The sequence below is a fragment of the Saccharopolyspora elongata genome, assembly GCF_004348985.1.
GTDB classification, from domain to species: Bacteria; Actinomycetota; Actinomycetes; order Mycobacteriales; family Pseudonocardiaceae; genus Saccharopolyspora; species Saccharopolyspora elongata.
Genome location: NZ_SMKW01000013.1, coordinates 58,124 through 76,164 on the forward strand (window position 1 = coordinate 58,124; position 18,041 = coordinate 76,164).

14 protein-coding genes are annotated in these 18,041 nt (G+C 71.8%); 11 read left to right on the top strand and 3 right to left on the bottom strand.

Features of this window, described 5'->3' with window-relative positions; translation table 11 throughout:
- Positions 1 to 2 precede the first annotated feature (2 nt).
- Positions 3 to 647: a TetR family transcriptional regulator gene (locus tag E1288_RS12470; protein WP_132484476.1), complete on the top strand. Its 645-nt coding sequence runs from the start codon at positions 3 to 5 to the stop codon at positions 645 to 647.
- Positions 648 to 656: 9 nt separating this feature from the next.
- Here E1288_RS12470 and E1288_RS12475 read toward each other — a convergent pair whose 3' ends face one another.
- A complete protein-coding gene (locus E1288_RS12475) occupies positions 657 to 1,511 on the bottom strand; it encodes a helix-turn-helix transcriptional regulator (protein ID WP_132484478.1) in 855 nt (284 codons plus the stop codon).
- A gap of 100 nt (positions 1,512 to 1,611) precedes the next feature.
- Here E1288_RS12475 and E1288_RS12480 point away from each other — a divergent pair, with 100 nt between their 5' ends.
- From E1288_RS12480 to E1288_RS47935, 4 genes are all read left to right on the top strand, one after another.
- The gene (locus tag E1288_RS12480; protein ID WP_132484480.1) at positions 1,612 to 2,154 is read left to right on the top strand and encodes a YceI family protein; all 543 of its coding nucleotides are present in this window, start codon (positions 1,612 to 1,614) and stop codon (positions 2,152 to 2,154) included.
- A gap of 478 nt (positions 2,155 to 2,632) precedes the next feature.
- Positions 2,633 to 3,220, top strand: coding sequence for a M23 family metallopeptidase (locus E1288_RS12485; protein ID WP_132484482.1), 588 nt, complete (start codon positions 2,633 to 2,635; stop codon positions 3,218 to 3,220).
- A gap of 261 nt (positions 3,221 to 3,481) precedes the next feature.
- Positions 3,482 to 4,294, top strand: a complete 813-nt coding sequence (locus E1288_RS12490; protein ID WP_132484484.1) for an SLATT domain-containing protein — start codon at positions 3,482 to 3,484, stop codon at positions 4,292 to 4,294.
- Between the two features lie 162 nt (positions 4,295 to 4,456).
- Entirely contained in the window at positions 4,457 to 5,167 is a 711-nt protein-coding gene (locus E1288_RS47935) for a hypothetical protein (RefSeq protein ID WP_207954317.1), read from the top strand.
- 134 nt (positions 5,168 to 5,301) lie between these two features.
- Here the strand turns inward: E1288_RS47935 and E1288_RS12500 are convergent, their stop codons facing one another.
- Complete coding sequence (locus E1288_RS12500) at positions 5,302 to 7,917, bottom strand: PEP/pyruvate-binding domain-containing protein (RefSeq protein ID WP_132484486.1); 2,616 nt, start codon at positions 7,915 to 7,917, stop codon at positions 5,302 to 5,304.
- Between the two features lie 169 nt (positions 7,918 to 8,086).
- Here E1288_RS12500 and E1288_RS12505 point away from each other — a divergent pair, with 169 nt between their 5' ends.
- Complete coding sequence (locus E1288_RS12505; protein WP_132484488.1) at positions 8,087 to 8,326, top strand: hypothetical protein; 240 nt, start codon at positions 8,087 to 8,089, stop codon at positions 8,324 to 8,326.
- 173 nt (positions 8,327 to 8,499) lie between these two features.
- On the top strand, positions 8,500 to 10,119 hold the full coding sequence (locus E1288_RS12510) for an MDR family MFS transporter (protein WP_132484490.1): 1,620 nt from the start codon (positions 8,500 to 8,502) through the stop codon (positions 10,117 to 10,119).
- Between the two features lie 273 nt (positions 10,120 to 10,392).
- Here the strand turns inward: E1288_RS12510 and E1288_RS12515 are convergent, their stop codons facing one another.
- Positions 10,393 to 10,881, bottom strand: coding sequence for an inorganic diphosphatase (locus E1288_RS12515; protein WP_010308085.1), 489 nt, complete (start codon positions 10,879 to 10,881; stop codon positions 10,393 to 10,395).
- 146 nt (positions 10,882 to 11,027) lie between these two features.
- Here E1288_RS12515 and dacB point away from each other — a divergent pair, with 146 nt between their 5' ends.
- From dacB to hpt, 4 genes are all read left to right on the top strand, one after another.
- Positions 11,028 to 14,780 (top strand): D-alanyl-D-alanine carboxypeptidase/D-alanyl-D-alanine endopeptidase, encoded by a 3,753-nt coding sequence (gene dacB, locus E1288_RS12520; RefSeq protein ID WP_132484492.1) that lies wholly within the window; start codon positions 11,028 to 11,030, stop codon positions 14,778 to 14,780.
- Positions 14,781 to 14,990: 210 nt separating this feature from the next.
- Positions 14,991 to 16,118 carry a zinc-dependent metalloprotease gene (locus E1288_RS12525; RefSeq protein WP_132484494.1) on the top strand — a complete coding sequence of 376 codons (1,128 nt, stop codon included), beginning with the start codon at positions 14,991 to 14,993 and terminating at the stop codon, positions 16,116 to 16,118.
- Between the two features lie 81 nt (positions 16,119 to 16,199).
- Positions 16,200 to 17,189: a tRNA lysidine(34) synthetase TilS gene (tilS, locus tag E1288_RS12530; RefSeq protein WP_132484496.1), complete on the top strand. Its 990-nt coding sequence runs from the start codon at positions 16,200 to 16,202 to the stop codon at positions 17,187 to 17,189.
- Between the two features lie 90 nt (positions 17,190 to 17,279).
- On the top strand, positions 17,280 to 17,834 hold the full coding sequence (hpt, locus tag E1288_RS12535; protein WP_132484498.1) for a hypoxanthine phosphoribosyltransferase: 555 nt from the start codon (positions 17,280 to 17,282) through the stop codon (positions 17,832 to 17,834).
- The last annotated feature ends 207 nt before the right edge of the window (positions 17,835 to 18,041 follow it).

The window sequence follows — 18,041 nt, forward strand, 5'->3', positions numbered from 1 at the left end:
CGATGAGCGCCCCGTCCCGCCCCGTCTCGCTGCGCGAGCGCAAGAAGCTGCGCACCCGGCAGGCGATGATCGACACCGCCCTGGCGAAGTTCACCGAGCAGGGCTTCGACGCCACGACGGTCGATGAGCTGTGCGAGGCGGTCGAGGTCTCCAAGACCACGTTCTTCCGCTACTTCGGCTGCAAGGAAGACGTGGCGCTGGCACCGACCGAAGACCTCTGGGCGGAGTTCCTGGCCGACCTCGGAACCCGCGAGCCGGACGACCGCCCGCTGCTGGAGGTCGCGCAGGACGCGTTGCTCGCGGCGCTGCAGCGGATGCCTGCCGAAGGCTGGGCGGAGCGGGTGCTGCTCAGCAGGCGGCTGGCCGCCGCGACGCCGTCGATGGACGCGCACGGCCTGCAGTTCTGCGGCCGGACCACCCGTTCCGCGATGGAGACCCTGCACCGCCGGTTCGGGCTGCCCGATCAGGCCGACGTGCGCGCCCGCCTGGTGATGGACCTGCTGGTCGCCGCGTTCCACTGCGCGATGGAGATGTGGCTGGCGCGGGAGGATTCGCACACCCGCGACGACCTGGTCGACTGCGCCCGGCGCGCCTTCGCCGCGATCCCGGGCGTCCTCACGCTGTCGCCGGGCGAGTGGCGCTCGTGAACGAGCGGGTCAGCCGGAGACCGCCCGGAGGGCGCCGGGCTGGCGGCCGTCGAGGCGGTCGAGCGCCGCGGAGGTCGCTTCGTCGGCCGGCAGGTAGATGATCATCCGCTGGTCGACGTCCGGCAGTTCCACGATCTCGAAGCCCAGCACCAGCTCGCCGACCTCGGGATGCACCCAGCGCTCCGCGCCGGTGCGTTGGAGCACGGCGGCGGGCGTCTCGAACCGGCTGGTGAAGGACGCGCCGGCGGCATCGGTCAGCTCCGCGGCGAGGTCCGCGGAGTGCGGGTCGTCGACGCGGAACCCGAGCTTCAGGACGTTGGCGAGGCCGTCGGCGATGCGCGCCCACTCGGGATGCGCGACGCGGGCGCGGTCGTCGGTGAACACGTAGCGCAGCAGGTTCGGCGCATCGGCGTCCAGGACGCCGAGCGGCCCCGCCAGCCGCCGGTAGCCACCGGTGCACGCGAGCACGTCGCAGACCCGGTTGATCACCAGTGCCGGGCCGGGTTCGAGCCGGTCGAGGATCGCCTGCACGTTCGGGCGCACGGCCTGGCCGGGCGGCTCGGCCACCCGCGGGCACAGCGCGGTCGGCTTGTCGTGGCCGAGGATCAGCCACAGCTGCTCGCGATCATCGGTGGACAGCAGCAGGGCGTCGACGATGGCGCCCAGCACCTCGGGGGACGGGTGGCGGTCCCGGCCCTGCTCCAGCCTGGTGAGGTACTCGACGCTGATCCCGGCGATCGTGGTCAGTTCGGCGCGCCGCAGCCCGGGCGTCCGCCGGCGGGGTCCGGTGGGCAGGCCCACCTCGGCCGGGGTGATGGCCTCCCGCCGGGCGCGCAGGAAGGCCCCGAACTCGTTGTCGCGCACGATCGGAACCTACCTGCCTGCGGCGCGCTGGTGGTGGCCCTGGGAGGGACAGTCTCAGCGCGGTCTCCCTCCGCGACGGTGAGCCGGGCAGGTTCGAGCCATGACGACTGAAACGACCGCACTGCCCCTGAAGACCGGCCGCTGGGCGCTGGACCCGCTGCACTCCTCGGTCGGCTTCGCGATCCGCCACCTCGGGGTTTCGAAGGTGCGGGGCCGCTTCGCCGAGGTCGACGCCGAGCTGGTGGTCGGCGGGACGCTCGACGGCAGCGCGATCAACGCCACTGTCGCCGTCGCGTCCATCGACACCGGCAACGCCGACCGCGACGCGCACGTCCTCGCCCCCGACCTGCTCGACGTCGAGAAGCCCCCGACGCTGGCCTTCCGCTCCACCCGGCTGAGCGGCGAAGGCGAGGACTGGACCCTCGAAGGGGAACTGACCATCGGCGAGGTGACCAGGCCGATCGCCTTCGACGTCGAGTTCGGCGGCGTGCAGGACCTCCCCGACGGCAGCCGGCACGCCGGGTTCGAGGCCAACGGCGAGATCCGCCGCCGCGACTACGGCATCAACTTCGGTCCCGGCGAGGCGCTGCTCGGCGACGTGGTGAAGATCCAGCTCGACGTCCAGTTCGTCGAGCCGAAGTGACCGGGCGCGAGCCTTCCGGGCGGCCCGGGAGGCTCGCGGTCGCGCACCCGGCGGCAGGGTCCGCTACCCGCACCGCCGCGCGGGCCCGTTTCTAACTCGATCGAGCGACTGCCAGTCGGGTGGTGTGCCGACCGGGGAGGTGACCGGGCGGAACGGACGCGCCCGGCACCCTCCGTGGTCGGGTGAAGGGGCTTCGGGTCCGGGCCACGCGCCGTTCACCGGGACTTGCGACCACTGTGGACGCTCGGTGTCGGCGGCGATTCCTTGTGGTGGATTCGCCGACACCTGCGTGCGGGACACCGCGAATAGCCCATCTTTCATGCCATTGAGCCAGTTCCCAATGCATTTCCGTCGCAGTTCGGCTCCAATCTTGCCCGGAACCGCTCGCCTGCCGGATTCGAATGACCGGCGATCAGGTGCGGAATTCGGCCCGGCCGCCGCGTGAATACCGCGGCGGCGGGAGGAGTGGAAAAGCGCAATGGCAATGCGAGAGAAGACCGCGGCCGCCGTGTTGACCGGCCTGCTCCTCGGCGGCGCTTTTTGCACCGCAGGAGCCCTTGCCGCCCCGGTTGTGCACGATGCCCACCGGCAGCCCCCGAAGCCCAGGCCCGACCTGGCCGCGCACTTCGCCGCGCGCTCGCCCGGCAAGACCGCGTCAGCGGACGAGTCGGACGATGCGTGGGTGTCGCCGGCGGACGGCGAGATCAGCAGCGGCTTCGGCGGCCGCTGGGGCACCATGCACAACGGCGTGGACATCGCCAACGACATCGGCACGCCGATCCGCGCCGCAGCTCGGGGCACCGTCATCGATTCCGGCCCGGCCTCCGGATACGGCATGTGGATCAGAATTGCGCACCGCGGCGACGTCGTGTCGATTTACGGCCACATCGACGAGGATTTCGTCGATGTCGGGGAACAGGTGCGCGCCGGGGAGCAGATCGCGACCATGGGCGATCGGGGCGAATCCACCGGACCGCACCTGCACTTCCAGATCGAGGTGGCCGGGCAGCCGGTGGATCCGGAGCAGTTCTACCGCGCCGTGGACGCCGAGCTGACGGACCGGTAGCGCACCCCCCGGCCGGCCGGCGCGCCGCGGCCGCTGTCAGAGTGGCAGGCCCCGGAAACCGCCCACGGCGTCGGACGCGGCAGCATTCGCTGTTATCACTGCGCGTTATCGATCGTGCAGCGCCGCGCTAGCTCAGCGACGATCACCCGGCACATCCGGCAGTGGACCGATCGGCCGAATGGATCATCACCCTCCTGGCCGATTGTCGTGGTGCTCCGGGAGCTACTTCGATCGCACTAACGCGCTGGAAGGATCGATGTGATGGAGCGAGTGGATGCGGCCGGGATCGTCGGCGGTGGAGTGCTCGCCGGGGGCGGCCGGCCGGCGGACTGGGAACGCCGGATCGCCGAGCGGTCCGAAGAGCACTACCGGGCGCGGCTGGTGCAGCGGCTGCTGCTGGTCTGGGCGGTGCCGGGCAACCTGTTGCTGATCGGCGCGGCCGCGGCCGCGCTGTGGTTATGGACGTCCGCACTGCCCGCCGCGATCGTGTTCGCGCTGGCACTGGCCTCGCTGGCGGTGTCGGCGAAATTCCTCTACCAGCAGCACTTTAAGGTTCGCGCGGTGGAATCAGAACTCCGCGCGCTGGAGTACGCGCACCGCGAGCACCTGCTGGACGAACTGGGGCCTGGGGATCTGCTGGGGGCGCACAAGCGCTACCGGGCGCAGCTGCCGGAGCTCATCGAGCGCTACCGGGGTGAGGCCCGGCGGGACCGCTGGAAGGACAACGTCCTGCAGACGGTGGTCATCGGCGGCTCGATCGTCGCCGCGACCGCGACGGCGGCATCGGTGTCCGCTGTGGACTTCCGGTGGGTCGCCGTGGCGTTGTGCCTGCTGGTGGCGGTGGCGGCGGCGTTCGCCGGGCATGCCAAGTACCGCGACCGGTCGGCCGCGTGCCAGCAGACCGGCGACGCGCTGGAGCGCGAGTACGAGTCGGTGGAGCTGCGGGTGGGCCGGTACCGGCGGTTCGACAGCGAGAGCGAGGCCTACGCGGAGTTCGCCGACGCGGTCGAGTCGCTGCGGGCCGAGCAGGCGCGCCGGTTGCCGTCGGCATCGACGGAGGGGATCGGCCAGTAATCACTTCCGCGCCATGTACACGAAAGTGAAGTTATTTAGCGGGAAACGATCACTGGCTGTCCACATTTCCCACTTATGTGATCGCTGAATGGTGGTTGGTGATCCTTCCGTAATCTCCGGCCCGGCGCACAGGAATCGGCCTGTGCAGAGAGGAGCATTGCGATGAAGCGCACCCTTACCGCAGCGGCCGCTGTGTTGGTCAGCGGCGCCGGCGCGGTCGGCTTCGCAGCTACCGCGAACGCGGCCGAGACCCCGCAGCTGCCCGCGGAGCTGCCCACGGACAACAACCTCGCGCAGACGGCGTACCACTTCGGGGGCACGCTGCACTCCGCGCAGCAGACCGTGGGCGACGTCGTCCCGGTCGAGGAGCACCTCGCCGGCCGCAGCGGCGGCGACCTGCTTGGCAGCGCCCCGGCCGGCTCCCTGCTCGGCGGCGTGACCGGCGGCAAGAGCCTCGACCCGAGCAGCGTGCTCGGCGCGACGCCGGTCGGCGACGTCGTCCCGGCCGTGCAGGCCTCGCCCGTGGCCCGCACCGGCGGCCCGACCAACGACCTGCTGCCCACCGCCGCGGACTCGGCGCTGCCGGGCGTGCCGCAGACCCAGCCCGCACAGCTGCCGCCCGCGCAGCAGGACGTCGACATGGTCGGCGAGGCGGTCCACGGCGTGGCGTCCAGCACCCCGCTCGCCGGTAGCCGGCTGCCGCTGTCCCGCAGCGGCGACGCGCTCGGCGGCATTGCCGGCCCGCAGGGCCCGCTGGGCAGCCTGACCGGCAACCTCCCGGTCGGCAAGACCGACCCGACCACGGCGCTGGACAAGGTCAACGACGTGGTCAGCCACGGCCCGCTCGGCGGCGTCAACCAGCTCGGCGCCTGATCGCGCCTGCCACGCCGGAAGTCGACAACCGAAGAACGCGATCGACTGCACCGCTGCACCGGCGGACGCTTCCGCCGACGGCGCCCCCGATGACGACTCGATGGCCCCCGCCGAACCGGTGGGGGCCATCGTCGTCAGGCGAGCTCGACGGTTCCGGCCGAGCCGTGCACGGTGATCCGCTGGCCGTCGGCGATGCGGGTGGTGGCGTCGGGAACGCCCACCACCGCGGGGATTCCGTACTCCCGGGCCACCGTCGCGCCGTGCGAGTTCGGCCCGCCCATCTCCATCACCAGGCCGCCCGCGGTCAGGAACAGCGGCGTCCAGCCCGGATCGGTGGACGGCGCGACCAGGATCTCGCCGGGCGCGAGCTGCGCGCGGACCGGATCGTGCACCACGCGCGCCGTCCCGGTCACGGTGCCCGCCGAAGCCGAAGTCCCGGCCAACTGGCCGTCGACCGTCGCCACCGGCAGCGCCGCCTCGGGCTCGGTGCCGTCCGAGAGCAGGACGCGCGGCGGGTTCCGGCGCCGCTGCTCCCTCTCGTGCGTTTCGCGGCGCCGGGCCACCAGATCCCGGTGGTCGGAGCCGGAGATAGCCGCGTCGATCTCCTCGTATTCCAGGAAGAACACGTCGTCCGCTCGTTCCAGGAGGCCGTTCGAGGCGAGTTCTTCGCCCACGGCCTGCAGGTGGCGGCGGGCGTTCGCGATCGCCAGCACGATGCAGTACTTCGGCAGTTCGCGGAGCCCGGCGAGCTGCCGCACCCGGTCCACCACGAACCCGGCGACCCGTGCGCGCAGCGGGTTCCGGCGCCGCAGCCGGGACACGATCTCGGCGGCCGTCCGCTCCGCCTCGGCCACGCCGCGCCGGTACTGCTCGTCAGCGTCGTGCCCGCTCTCGCCCGTCCGCACGTAGTTCGCGACGAGCCCGAGCACGTGCGTCGGGTCCTCCGACCAGCGCGGCACGCCGACGTCGATCTCTGCCACCGTCCGGTGCCCGTTGCGCGCCAGGAAGTCATCGAGTCCATTTTGGACACTAGTGGGCAGCGTCCGGTCCCGGTAGTGCGCGGCGAGCTCGTCTGGGGAGGATTCGCCGAACAGCCGGGCGGTTCCGGGATCCCGGCGGGCGAGCTGCGCGATGCCCCACAGCTCCAGGTCCATCTCGGTGGTGACGTTGTGCGGGATGCCGCGCAGCACGATCTGCACTTCCTCGGCGGTGGCGGCCCGGCCGACCAGCATGGGCAGCAGCCGGCTGAGGAGGAGGACGGGCAGCATCCGCGGCGGGATCTGTGCGATGCGCGGGACCGCGACCTCCGCAATGCCCCGCCGCGCCGCGGCCAGCCGCTCGCGCGCGGACGACGGCTCATCAGCAGCCAGGGCCGCCCGGATCTCCGGCACCATGCCGAAGAGCTGCTCGCGGGCGCGCGCGGGATCGCGCAGCGTGCGCGCGAGCTGGATGGGCGCCTTGGTGTGCAACAGGATTCCGCCGATCCGGCGCAGCAGCGGCCACGGGATCTTCGGGTCCAGGGGAAGTCGCGGGTCGTCGAGCAGCGACTCGAAGACCTTGCCGGTGCGAGCTTCGGCCACCGCGAACACCCGGGGGCCGATGGCGCGGCCGATCCTGCTGCGGGTCATGCCGGTGATGTCGGCGAACAGCCAGCCGTCGGCCTGCCGCCACAGCTTCGGGCGGTGGCCCTCGGCGGGGATGCCGATGTTGCGCATCAGGTTGGTGAGCATCAGCGCCAGCGTCGCCGCGCCCAGCGGTGTGATCGGCCGGTAGACGCCCTGCACCACGTTGATCGACAGGTAGACGTGCAGGCCGCCGAGCGGCTCGGCGGGCAGCGGGAACAGCGTGGTGACCGGCCGCGACTGGGTCAGCCAGACGGTGCCGTCGCCGTCGATGGCCCACTCGATGTCCTGCGGCGCGCCGTAGTGCCGCGCCACCTCCGCGCCCAGCGCGGCGAGCGCCGCGGCCTGGTCGTCCGTGATCGACGGCAGATCGGCCTGCTGTGCAACGGATTCCGTGCCGCCGCCGGGTCTCGGCCGGATGCTGGCGGGCTTGTCGCCGAGCCGCTTCGCGGTGACCCGGCCGGACTCCACCACGAAGTGGTCCGGGGTGACCGAGCCCGACACCACCGATTCGCCGAGTCCGGTGTTCGCGTCGATCACGGCCTCGGACCGCCGCCCGGTGACCGGGTTCGCGGTGAACAGCACGCCGGCCGCGATCGCGTCCACCATGCGCTGCACGACGACGGCCAGCCGCACCGCGCGGTGGTCGATGCCGTTGGCGGCGCGGTAGGCCACGGCCCGGTCCGTCCACAGCGAACTCCAGCAGCGCCGCACCGCGTCCAGCAGCGCCTCCTCGCCGACGACGTTCAGGTAGGTGTCCTGCTGACCGGCGAAGCTGGCGTGCGGCAGGTCCTCGGCGGTCGCGGAGGAGCGCACCGCCACCGGGGCGTCCGGGCCGAGTTCCGCGTAGGCGGCGGTGATCGCGGCGGCCAGCCCGGCCGGGAGTTCGGCGCCGGCCAGGCGGGAGCGGATCTCGGCGGCCGAGCCGGGCAGCCGGTCCAGCAGGTCTTCGGCCGGTTCCCGGCAGACCTCGTCGTAGGCGCGCGTGCTGATGCAGAAGCCGGGTGGCACCCGGAAGCCGGCCGCCGACAGCTCACCCAGGTTCGCGGCCTTGCCGCCGACGAGCTCGCCGTCGCCGGCGCCGATCTCGCCGAGGTCGAGCAGGGTCCGGGTCTCCAGGGTGCTCATCACATACCTCCCTCGCCGTTGGGAGCAAGGTAGCTCGCCGATGGCGAAAAAATCAACATGCGTTGAATTTTTCGCTGGGCCATTCGGGGGGTATCGATGGCCGTCGCATCACGAGCCGGGCCGCGTGCCATTCCTCCTCCAGAGGAAGGGAGCGGGGATGCATTGGTGGATGGCGGTAGCGACGATGTCCGGCCTGGTGGTGCTCGCCCCGGCGATCTGCAGGCAGCTGCGCCGGCGGCGCGCGGTGGCGCGGGCGCGGACCGAACTCGCCTGGTTCTACCAACCGCGTTCGCCGCGCGAGCGGTTCACGCCGGGCAGCGGCAAGCACGCCGCGACGGCTCCGGTCGTCGTGCTCCGCCGGGCCGACGGCACGACGCTGGGGATGGCTCGGTCGTCGCGACGGCGCTGACGTGGTCCAGGGCACAGGAAACGAAGTTGCTTCGCATTTGATCCGAGGTCATGCTTGACCGCGCCAACTAGTTGAGTGCTGCAAGCAAATTTCTGGGGATGTTCGTGCCGCAGCGCTCCTGCCGGCCTCGCACGCCGGCCCATCCCGAGGAGCAACCCCTGAAAGGGAAAGCCATGTCGGAAACGGCTGTGCCCCCGGCGCAGGCCCCGGCACCCGCACTGACCCACCGCCAGATCCTGACCGTGCTCACCGGTCTGATGCTGGGCATGGGCCTGGGCGCGCTCGACCAGACCATCGTCGGCTCGGCGATCCGGGTCATCGCCGACCAGCTGCACGGGCAGACCGCGCAGGCCTGGGTGACCACGGCCTACCTGGTCACGGCCACGATCACCACGCCGCTGTACGGCAAGCTTTCCGACATCTACGGCCGCAAGCCTCTCTACTTGACGGCGATCTCGCTGTTCTTGGTCGGCTCGCTGCTGTGCGGGATGGCGAACTCGATCTACGAGCTCGCCGCGTTCCGCGCCATCCAGGGCCTCGGCGGCGGTGGGCTGATGTCGCTGGCGCTGACGATCATCGCCGACATGGTCCCCGCCCGGCAGCGCAGCCGCTACCAGGGCTACTTCATGGCAGTGTTCGGCACCGCCAGCGTGATCGGCCCGGTGATCGGCGGCCTGTTCGCCGGCCTGGACAGCTTCCTCGGCATCGACGGCTGGCGCTGGGTGTTCCTGGTGAACCTGCCGGTCGGGCTGGCGGCGCTGGCCGTCGTCGCCAAGGTGCTCAACGTGGCCACCGAGCGGGTCCGGCACCGCATCGACTACCTGGGCGCGGTGGCGCTGGTCGTGCTGCTGGTGCCGCTGCTGACCGTCGCCGAGCAGGGCCGCGAGTGGGGCTGGCTGTCGTCGACCTCGCTGACCATGTACGGCATCGGCGCGGTCGGGCTGCTGCTGTTCGTGTTCGCCGAGAACCGGATGGGCGCCGAGGCCCTGCTGCCGCTGCGGATGTTCCGGCAGCCGTCGTTCCGGATGGGCAACCTGCTGAACTTCCTGGTCGGCATCGGCATGTTCGGCGGGCTGAGCTCCGTGCCGCTGTACCTGCAGATCGTCAAGGGCCTGAACCCGACCGAGGCCGGGATGATGCTGCTGCCGATGACCGCCGGGATCATGGTGTCGACCGGCGTCGTCGGCAAGCTGATCTCCAAGACCGGCCGGCTGAAGGTGTTCCCGATCGTCGGCGCCGCGTTCATGGCCACCGCGCTGTTCCTGTTCAGCCTGATCGGCGTGGACACCTCGCTGGTCCAGGTGGGGCTGACGGCGGTGACCATGGGCGGCGGACTGGGCATGCTGATGCAGACCCTGACGCTCGTCGTGCAGACCGGCGCCACCTCGCGCGACATGGGCGTGGCGACCGCGTCGGTGAACCTGTTCCGGCAGACCGGCGGCACCGTGGGCGCGGCGGCGTTCCTGTCGGTGCTGTTCAGCACGGTCGGTGGGCGGATCGCGGACTCGACGCGCGCGGCGTTCGCCACGCCGGAGTTCACCGCCGCGCTGCGCGACCCGGAGGTGCTGGCGAACCCGGTGAACCGCACGTTCGCCGAGGCGCTGCAGTCGGGTGGCGCGGCCGGGATCGACATCAACGACACGTCGTTCCTGTACGGCCTGGACCCGCGCCTGGCGCGGCCGGTCCTGGAGGGCTTCGCCAGCTCGATGGACACGGTGTTCTTCGTCGGCGGCTGCGTGGTGCTGGTGGCCTTCGCGCTCACCTGGTTCCTGCGCGACATCCGCCTGGACTGACCGGCGCCGCAATTTCAATGGAAATCAGACCGTCGATTTCCATTGAAATTGCGCAAGTTATCCACAGGATGGCGACTTATCCACAGAAGACCCTGTTATCCACAAGCCTGTGGATAAGTTTGCCGAGCTGCTGGTCAGGGCCTGTGAGTGAGGTGGGGTGCCGTAGCGACCCAACACGCGCAAGGGCGATCACCTGCGGAAACGTTCACCCCGAAAAAGCGAAGGGCCCTCACCGCATCCAGCGCGGTGGGGGCCCTCCTGCGGGGCGGTGGTTCAGTGCCCCTGTTCCTTGGCCCGCTCGTACGAGCGCTTGATCTCCGCTTCGGCCTCGGTGCGGCCGACCCACGTCGCGCCCTCCACGCTCTTGCCCGGCTCCAGGTCCTTGTACACCTCGAAGAAGTGCTGGATCTCCAGCCTGTAGAACTCGGCGAGGTGGTGGATGTCGCGCAGGTGCTCCTGCCGCGGGTCATCCGAGGGCACGCAGATGACCTTGTCGTCGCCGCCCTTCTCGTCGCGCATCCGGAACATGCCGATGGCGCGGGACTTGATCAGGCAGCCGGGGAACGTGGGCTCCTGCACCAGGACCAGCGCGTCCAACGGGTCGCCGTCCTCACCCAGGGTGTCCTCGACGAACCCGTAGTCCGCCGGGTACTGGGTGGCGGTGAACAGCGTCCGGTCGAGACGGATGCGTCCGGTCTCGTGGTCCACCTCGTACTTGTTCCGGTTCCCCTTGGGGATCTCGATCGTGACGTCGAAGTCCACGCGGTTCCTCACTCGTCTTGCGTCGGATGCGGCCGCCCGCTCGCGCGCGCGACCACGTCTAGTGTGGACCACGGTGGCGCACCAGGCCCCACCGCAGTGTGGGAGCTCGCAATCTGGCAGGCTGGCGATCCGTCGAGGAGGAGCACGTGCCCGAACCCCAGAACACCGGGGGTGAGGTGGCCGAAACCGACGTCCGCGCGTCAACACCGGATAGCGAGAGCCCGACCCGAACCGCTGCGTCGTCCCAGGACGGCACGCCGCCGGACCGGCCCGCCGACGACGCGGAGCCGTCGAAGAGCACCCCGCCCCGGAACGACCCGAACCCGGCGACCGAGGCCGTGACCTCGTCGGACGCCGCGGATTCCGAGCATTCCGGCGAATCCGCCGGTGATGAGATCAACGACACATCGGCCGAGCAGTCGGCGACCGCGTCGAAGCGGGTCGCGGGCAGCCTCGAAGAGCCTGACGAGGACGACGCCGGGGCGGAGACCGCGCAGCTGTCGACCGTCGCCGACGAGCAGCCTTCGGAAGAGCCGGAGACCGCGCGGCTGAAGACCGCCGCCGGGAGCGAGGAGCAGCCTCCTCAGGAGGCGGAGACGGCGCGGCTGAAGACCGTCGGTCGCGAAGACCCGAGCAGCGACTCGCAGGCCCAGGCTTCGGACGACGACGAGGCCGCTGTGCAGCAGACCGCGCGGCTGAAGACCGCCGCCGCCGCTGCGTCTTCGCAGGCCGCCGAGGATGGCGCGGTCCAGGAGACCATGCCGATCACCGCTGGCGGGGCGGCGAAAGAGGCTGCGAGCTCGACCAAGCGCGTCGCCGGAAGCCTCGGCGAAGAACCCGCGTCGGATGCGGCAGCGCAGACCGACGATGCGGAAGCCGACGAGGATCCGGCCTCCGAGCCCGAAGCGAAGCCCGAGTCTGCGGCCGAGGAAGATGCCGCTGGTGCGGAATCCGGTGCTGCCGAGTCCGGCGACGAAGCCGAACCGGTCTTCCCCAGCACCGACGCCGAAGCAGAAGCCGACTCCGCACCTGACGAATCTGCGGCTGAAGCCGAACCCGTTGCCGAATCGGAGAAGTCCGCGGGCGATGAACCCGCTGCCGAATCCGACGAGGCCGCGGATGCGGGCGAGGCAGCCGAATCCGGCGCTGAATCCGCTGGTCAGGACGAAGCCGAGGCCGAGGCTGATTCCGGCGAGGCTGATTCCGGCGAGGCTGATTCCGGCGACGCTGATTCCGGCGAGGCTGATTCCGAACCCGCTGCGGAATCGGAAGCCGAGGGCGGGACGACCGGTACCGAAGCCGCGGCGGAAGCCGAGGGCGGGACGACCGGTGCCGAAGAGGAGTCGGGAACCGCTGCCGAATCCGGCTCGCCCGCCGAATCCGGTGCTCCGGACCAGGGAGAAGCGGAAGCCGAGCCGAGCGACTCCGAGCCCGATGCGGAACCTGCGGACACCGAGGCCGCTACCGCGACGACTGCGGACTCCGCCCCGGAGCAGGCCGGCACCAAGACCGAGTCGTCCTCGGCGGCCGAGTCCGAAGAGGCTGCCCAGGACACCGAGGCAGCAGACGCGGCCGAGGCCGAAGCCGCCGCTGACACGGCAACCGATGCAGCCGAAGCCGGAACGGACGACGCGGAGACCACGGCGACCGCCGAGGCCGAACCGGATGCCGGAACCGCGACGACGCCCGAGGCGGAGACCGGTGCCGCCGCCGAGCCGGCTTCGCCCGGCGAAGACGCCGCCGAGCCGGAACCCGAGCGCGCGCCTGGCGCCGAAGAAGAAGCTCAGGTCGCCGAGCCGCCGGTCGCGCCGGTCGAGCAGACCCAGCAGTTCTCGCCGATCACCGACGCGACACCGCCGCCGAGCGGCATCCCGGCGGCACCGCCGCCCAGCGGTGTCGAGCAGACGCAGCAGATCAGCCGGGTCGAGGCCGCCGGTCTCGCCGGGCAGCCGCAGGTCCACGAGACGCAGCAGATCCCGCGGATCGACGCGCCCAAGCAGTCCGCGCCCATCGATTCGACGCAGCAGATCGCGAGGATCCCGGCCGAGACCGAGTCCGAGAAGACCACCCGGATCGATCTCAAGGACCTCGCAGCGCTGCGCGCCGCCGACCCTGGGCCCGCGACGCAGCAGTTCAAGGCCGTGCCGCCGGTCGCTCCCGCCGAGCAGACGCAGCAGTTCGCCCGGCCCGACTTCGACGGCCCGCCGCCGCGCGCCGCGTCGGCGGCGGACTTCGCGGGCCTGACCGCGCCGCACGCCAAGCCCTCCGGCCGGTCGCTCCCGCCGCCCGGGCCGACCGCGTCGCCCGATGACTTCGCGGGCCTGGCCCCGCCCCGGGCGCAGCCGCAGCGCATCGAGCCGCAGCCCGCAACGCCTGCGGACTTCGCCGGTCTCGCCGCGCCGCAACCGGCAGCCCCCGATGACTTCGCGGGCCTGACCGGCTCGCGGGCGCAGCCGCAGCGGATCCCGCCGCCAGTGCCGCCCACGCCGCCGGTGAGGGCGGAGCCGCCGAAGGCCGAGCCGCCGCGGCGGCGCAAGACGCTGATCGCGGTCGCCGTGGCCGTCGTCGTGCTGCTCGGGGCGGGCATCGCCTTCGGCCCGCAGCTGGTCGACGCCCTGATGAAGACGCAGATCGCGGAGCCGCCCGCGCCGGTGCGGCTCGACCCGTCGATCAAGCCGCTCGACCGGAACGCGCCGCAGCCGCAGCAGTCCGGCATCCGCTCGGCGCTGGCGGGCCCGCTCTCCGACACCCAGTCCCTGGGCACGCTCGGCGGCGTCGTGCTCGACGCCCAGACCGGCTCGGTGCTGTGGCAGCAGAACCAGGGCCAGGCGCTCATGCCCGCGTCCACCGGCAAGCTGCTGACCACCAGCGCGGCGCTGCTCGCGCTCGACCACCAGCACCGCTTCACCACCAAGGTCGTTCGCGGCAGCGCGCCGGGCAGCGTGGTGCTGGTCGGCGGAGGCGACCCGACGCTGTCGAAGCTCCCGGCGGGCGAGGAGTCGGTGTACGACGGCGCGCCGCGGCTCGACGACCTGGCGGCGCAGGTCATGGCCGCGACCGGCGGGAACGTGACGTCCGTGCAGGTCGACACCCGTCGGTACACCGGACCGGAGGTCGCCCAGGGCTGGCTGCCGCAGGACGTGGCGGCCGGCTTCTACTCGCCGATGCAGTCGGCGATGCTCGACGGCGGCCGGGCCGACCCGACGCGGGACACCAGCCCGCGCTCGCAGAACCCGGCGATGCAGACCGCGCAGGAGCTGGCGACCCGGCTGGGCCTCGGGTTGGCGTACGTGTCGGAGGGCACGGCGCCGCCGAACGCGCAGGTGCTCGGGCAGGTGCAGTCGGCGACCGTGCAGGACATGGTCGAAACCACGCTGCAGCGCTCGGACAACATGCTTGCCGAGGCGCTGACCCGCGAGGTCGCCATCGCCACCGGGAACGAGCCGTCGTTCGCGGGCGGCACCAAGGCGGTGCTCGACGTGCTCCGGCAGAACGGCTTCGACGTGGGCGGATCGACGATGGCCGACGGCAGCGGGCTGTCGCTGGAGGACCGGGTCACGCCGAAACTGCTCGCCGAGCTCTTGGCGTCGGCGACCGCCCCGGCGAGCCCGGAGGGCGGGCTGCCGCCGCAGGCCGCGAAGCTGCGGGCGCTACTGCCCGGCCTGCCGATCGCGGGCGGCAGCGGCAGCCTGGCCAACCGCTACCAGGACGGTACGGGCCAAGGCTGGGTGCGGGCGAAGACCGGCACCCTGGACGGCGCGAACAGCCTGGCCGGGACGGTGGTGACGAAGGACGGCCGCCTGCTGGTGTTCGCGCTGGTCTCGAACGGAACGAGTTCGGCGGCGGCCCGCCCGGCCCTGGACAAGCTGGCCGGAACCCTGCGCACCTGCGGCTGCTAGCGAGGCCGGTCAGGGCTTCCCGATTTCCGCCAAGACCGGGAAGCTCCGGCCAAGCTGAAGTTCCCAATTTTAGGCAAAATCGGGCGTGGCGGTACCGGAGTTCCGCATCGCGGAGCTTCGGATGCGGCGCCGGGGACGGCCTGGAGCGCGGGCGGTGGGCGCTCGAAAGTGAGGTACCTGCCGGGGTGACGAGCGGGTACGGTCGGTCGTGTGAACGCCCGACCTTCCACCCTGCCCACGCCGCAGGACCGGGGCGCCGCCGGGGAGCATCGGGCGCTGGACTGGAACGTCGCCGTCGCCACCGCGGTCCGGTTGATGAAGCCGGGACCCGAGGTGCCGCGGTCCGAGGCAGAGCAGGCGGTGCGCTCGCTGCGGCGGTTCAGCGTCGAAGCCGAATCGCACGTCCGCGAGCAGACCGGCCTCGGCCTGGACCTGCCGATCGCCGAGGGCGACGTCGTCGACCGCCCGGCCTGGGTGCGCGGCGCGGCGGACGGCCTCGCCGAGCTCACCGACGCCGCACTGTCCACAGCGGACTCGCAGGTCCTGCGGGGCAACGACCTCCTCGGAGGCATCAGCTCGCGCAGCGCGGGGGTGCAGGCCGGAGTCGTGCTCGCCTACCTCGGCGGCAAGGTGCTCGGCCAGTTCGACCCGTACGGCGAATCCCGCGTGGCCGGGCAGCGCGGCCGGTTGCTGCTGGTGGCGCCGAACATCGTCGCGGCGCAGAAGTCGCTGGGCGTGCCGGGCGACGACTTCCGGATGTGGGTGTGCCTGCACGAGTCGACGCACCGGCTGCAGTTCAACGCGGTGCCGTGGCTGCGCGAGCACTTCGCGGAGAGCCTGGGCACGCTGCTGGCCGAGATGGAGGGCACCACCGGCGAGCTGCTGGGCCGGCTGCCCGCGGTGCTGCGGGAAGCCCGTTCGGCGCGCTCCAGCAGCGGTGACTCCAGCCCGGGCATGCTCGGGGTGATCGAGCTGCTGCAGACGCCGAGCCAGCGGGCCGCGCTGGACCGGATCATCGCGATCTCCACGCTGTTGGAGGGCCACGCCGACCACGTGATGGACGCGGTGGGTCCGCGGGTGGTGCCGAGCGTGGCGACGATCCGCCAGCGCTTCACCGAGCGGCGCAAGGGCGGCGGCCTGCTGGACCGCGTGCTGCGCAGCCTGCTCGGGGTGGACGCGAAGATCCGCCAGTACGCGCAGGGCGCGGCGTTCACCCGGCGCGTCGTGGACGCGATCGGGATGGCCGACTTCAACGCGATCTGGACGTCCCCGGACACCCTGCCGACCCGCGCCGAGATCGTCGACCCGGAGGCCTGGATCCGCCGCGTCCACGGCTGACCCGCCGCCGACCCTCGTGAGCGCGTACGCCGGTTCTTACCGGCACGACCGCTCACGAGCGCGGAACGGGAGAATGACGCCGTGCCGCCGCCCGATCCCGCCGTCAGCGCCGTCCGCTCCGCCGTCCGGCGCCTCCTCGGCTCCGCCGAGGCGGCCCCGTTCCGGGGCGCTCCGCTGGCGGTCGCGTGCTCCGGCGGCGCGGACTCGCTGGCGCTCGCCGCTGCCGCGTCGCACGCCGCTCGCCGCGAGGGCGTCGCGGTGCACGGCCTGGTGGTGGATCACGGGCTCCAGGCCGGCTCCGCCGGCGTCGCCGCCCGGGCCGCCGATCAGCTCCGCGAGCTGGGGTGTTCGGCCAGGGTGATCGCGGTGGAGGTCGGCCGCGGTGGTGGTTTGGAGGCCGCTGCCCGGCGCGCGCGCTACGCGGCGCTGCGCGCGGAGCGCCCGCCGGGTTCGCTCGTGCTGCTCGGGCACACCCTCGACGATCAGGCCGAAACCGTGCTGCTCGGGCTGGGGCGGGGTTCGGGGTCCCGGTCGATCGCCGGGATGCGGCCGCTGGATCCGCCGTGGGCGCGCCCGTTCCTGGGTGTTCGCCGGGCGACGACGGAGGCCGCTTGCGCGGCGCTCGGGCTGGTTCCGTGGCAGGACCCGCACAACTCGGATGCGCGTTTCACACGTGTGCGGTTGCGCACAGAAGTCCTTCCGCTGCTGGAAGATGTGCTGCAGGGCGGGGTGCGCGAGGCGCTCGCGCGCACCGCGCGGCAGCTGCGCGAGGACGCCGACGCGTTGGACGAGTTGGCCGCCGGGGTGCGCGGGCGCGTCGAGTCGGGCGGGGCGCTGGATGCCTTGGCGTTGCGGGAAGTTCCGGGTTCGCTGCGGCGCCGGGTGTTGCGCGCGTGGCTGCTGGCGCGCGGGGTTCCGGAGATCACCGACGAGCACCTGCGCGCCGCGGACGCGTTGGTGGCCGATTGGCGGGGTCAGGGCGGACCGGCCTTGCCGGGTGACTTTGTGCTGCGCCGGGCGCATGGCACGCTTCTGGTGGAAGCGGCGGGCCGCAAGCCGCCGGATGGTTGACGGGATGCCGAGGCGTTCGGCTCGGGCGGTGGGATACCGGCGCCGTAGGACCGGTGTTCGCGTCGATTCGACAAGAGGGGAAGCCGGGCCGTGTACGACGGCGACATTGCTTCTGTGCTCATCTCCGAGCAGCAGATCAACGACAAGGTCACCGAGCTCGCCAAGCAGGTGGACGACGACTACCAGCACGTCGGTGGTGATCTGCTGCTGGTCGGCGTGCTCAAGGGCGCGGTGATGTTCATGACCGACTTCGCGAGAGCGCTGCCCCAGCCCGCTCAGCTGGAGTTCATGGCGGTCAGCTCGTACGGCTCGTCCACCTCGTCGTCCGGCGTGGTGCGCATCCTCAAGGACCTCGACCGGGACATCGCGGGCCGGCACGTGCTGATCGTCGAGGACATCATCGACTCCGGGCTGACGCTGTCCTGGCTGCTGAAGAACCTGAGCTCGCGCAACCCGGCGTCGCTGGAGGTCTGCACCCTGCTGCGCAAGCCCGACGCGGTGCAGGTGGACGTCCCGGTGAAGTACGTGGGCTTCGACATCCCGAACGAGTTCGTGGTCGGGTACGGGCTGGACTACGCCGAGCGGTACCGTGATCTGCCTTACATCGGCACGCTGGATCCGAAGGTCTACACGTCCGGGGTGTGAGCCTGGGGAGTGGCCGGGCAGGCGTGTCCGGTTCGGCCCTCCCGCCCCATTGCGGTCGGGTGGCCGAGTACGCTGGGCATCCTGCGTCGAGCTCGACATGGTCGTGTCCTCGCATCGGCCGGTACGCTGGTCTGAAGGGGTTGACGGCGATGGCGAATTGTGTCTGTCGACAGCCGTTTGCCCGAAGTGACAGTCAGGGAGGGTCGA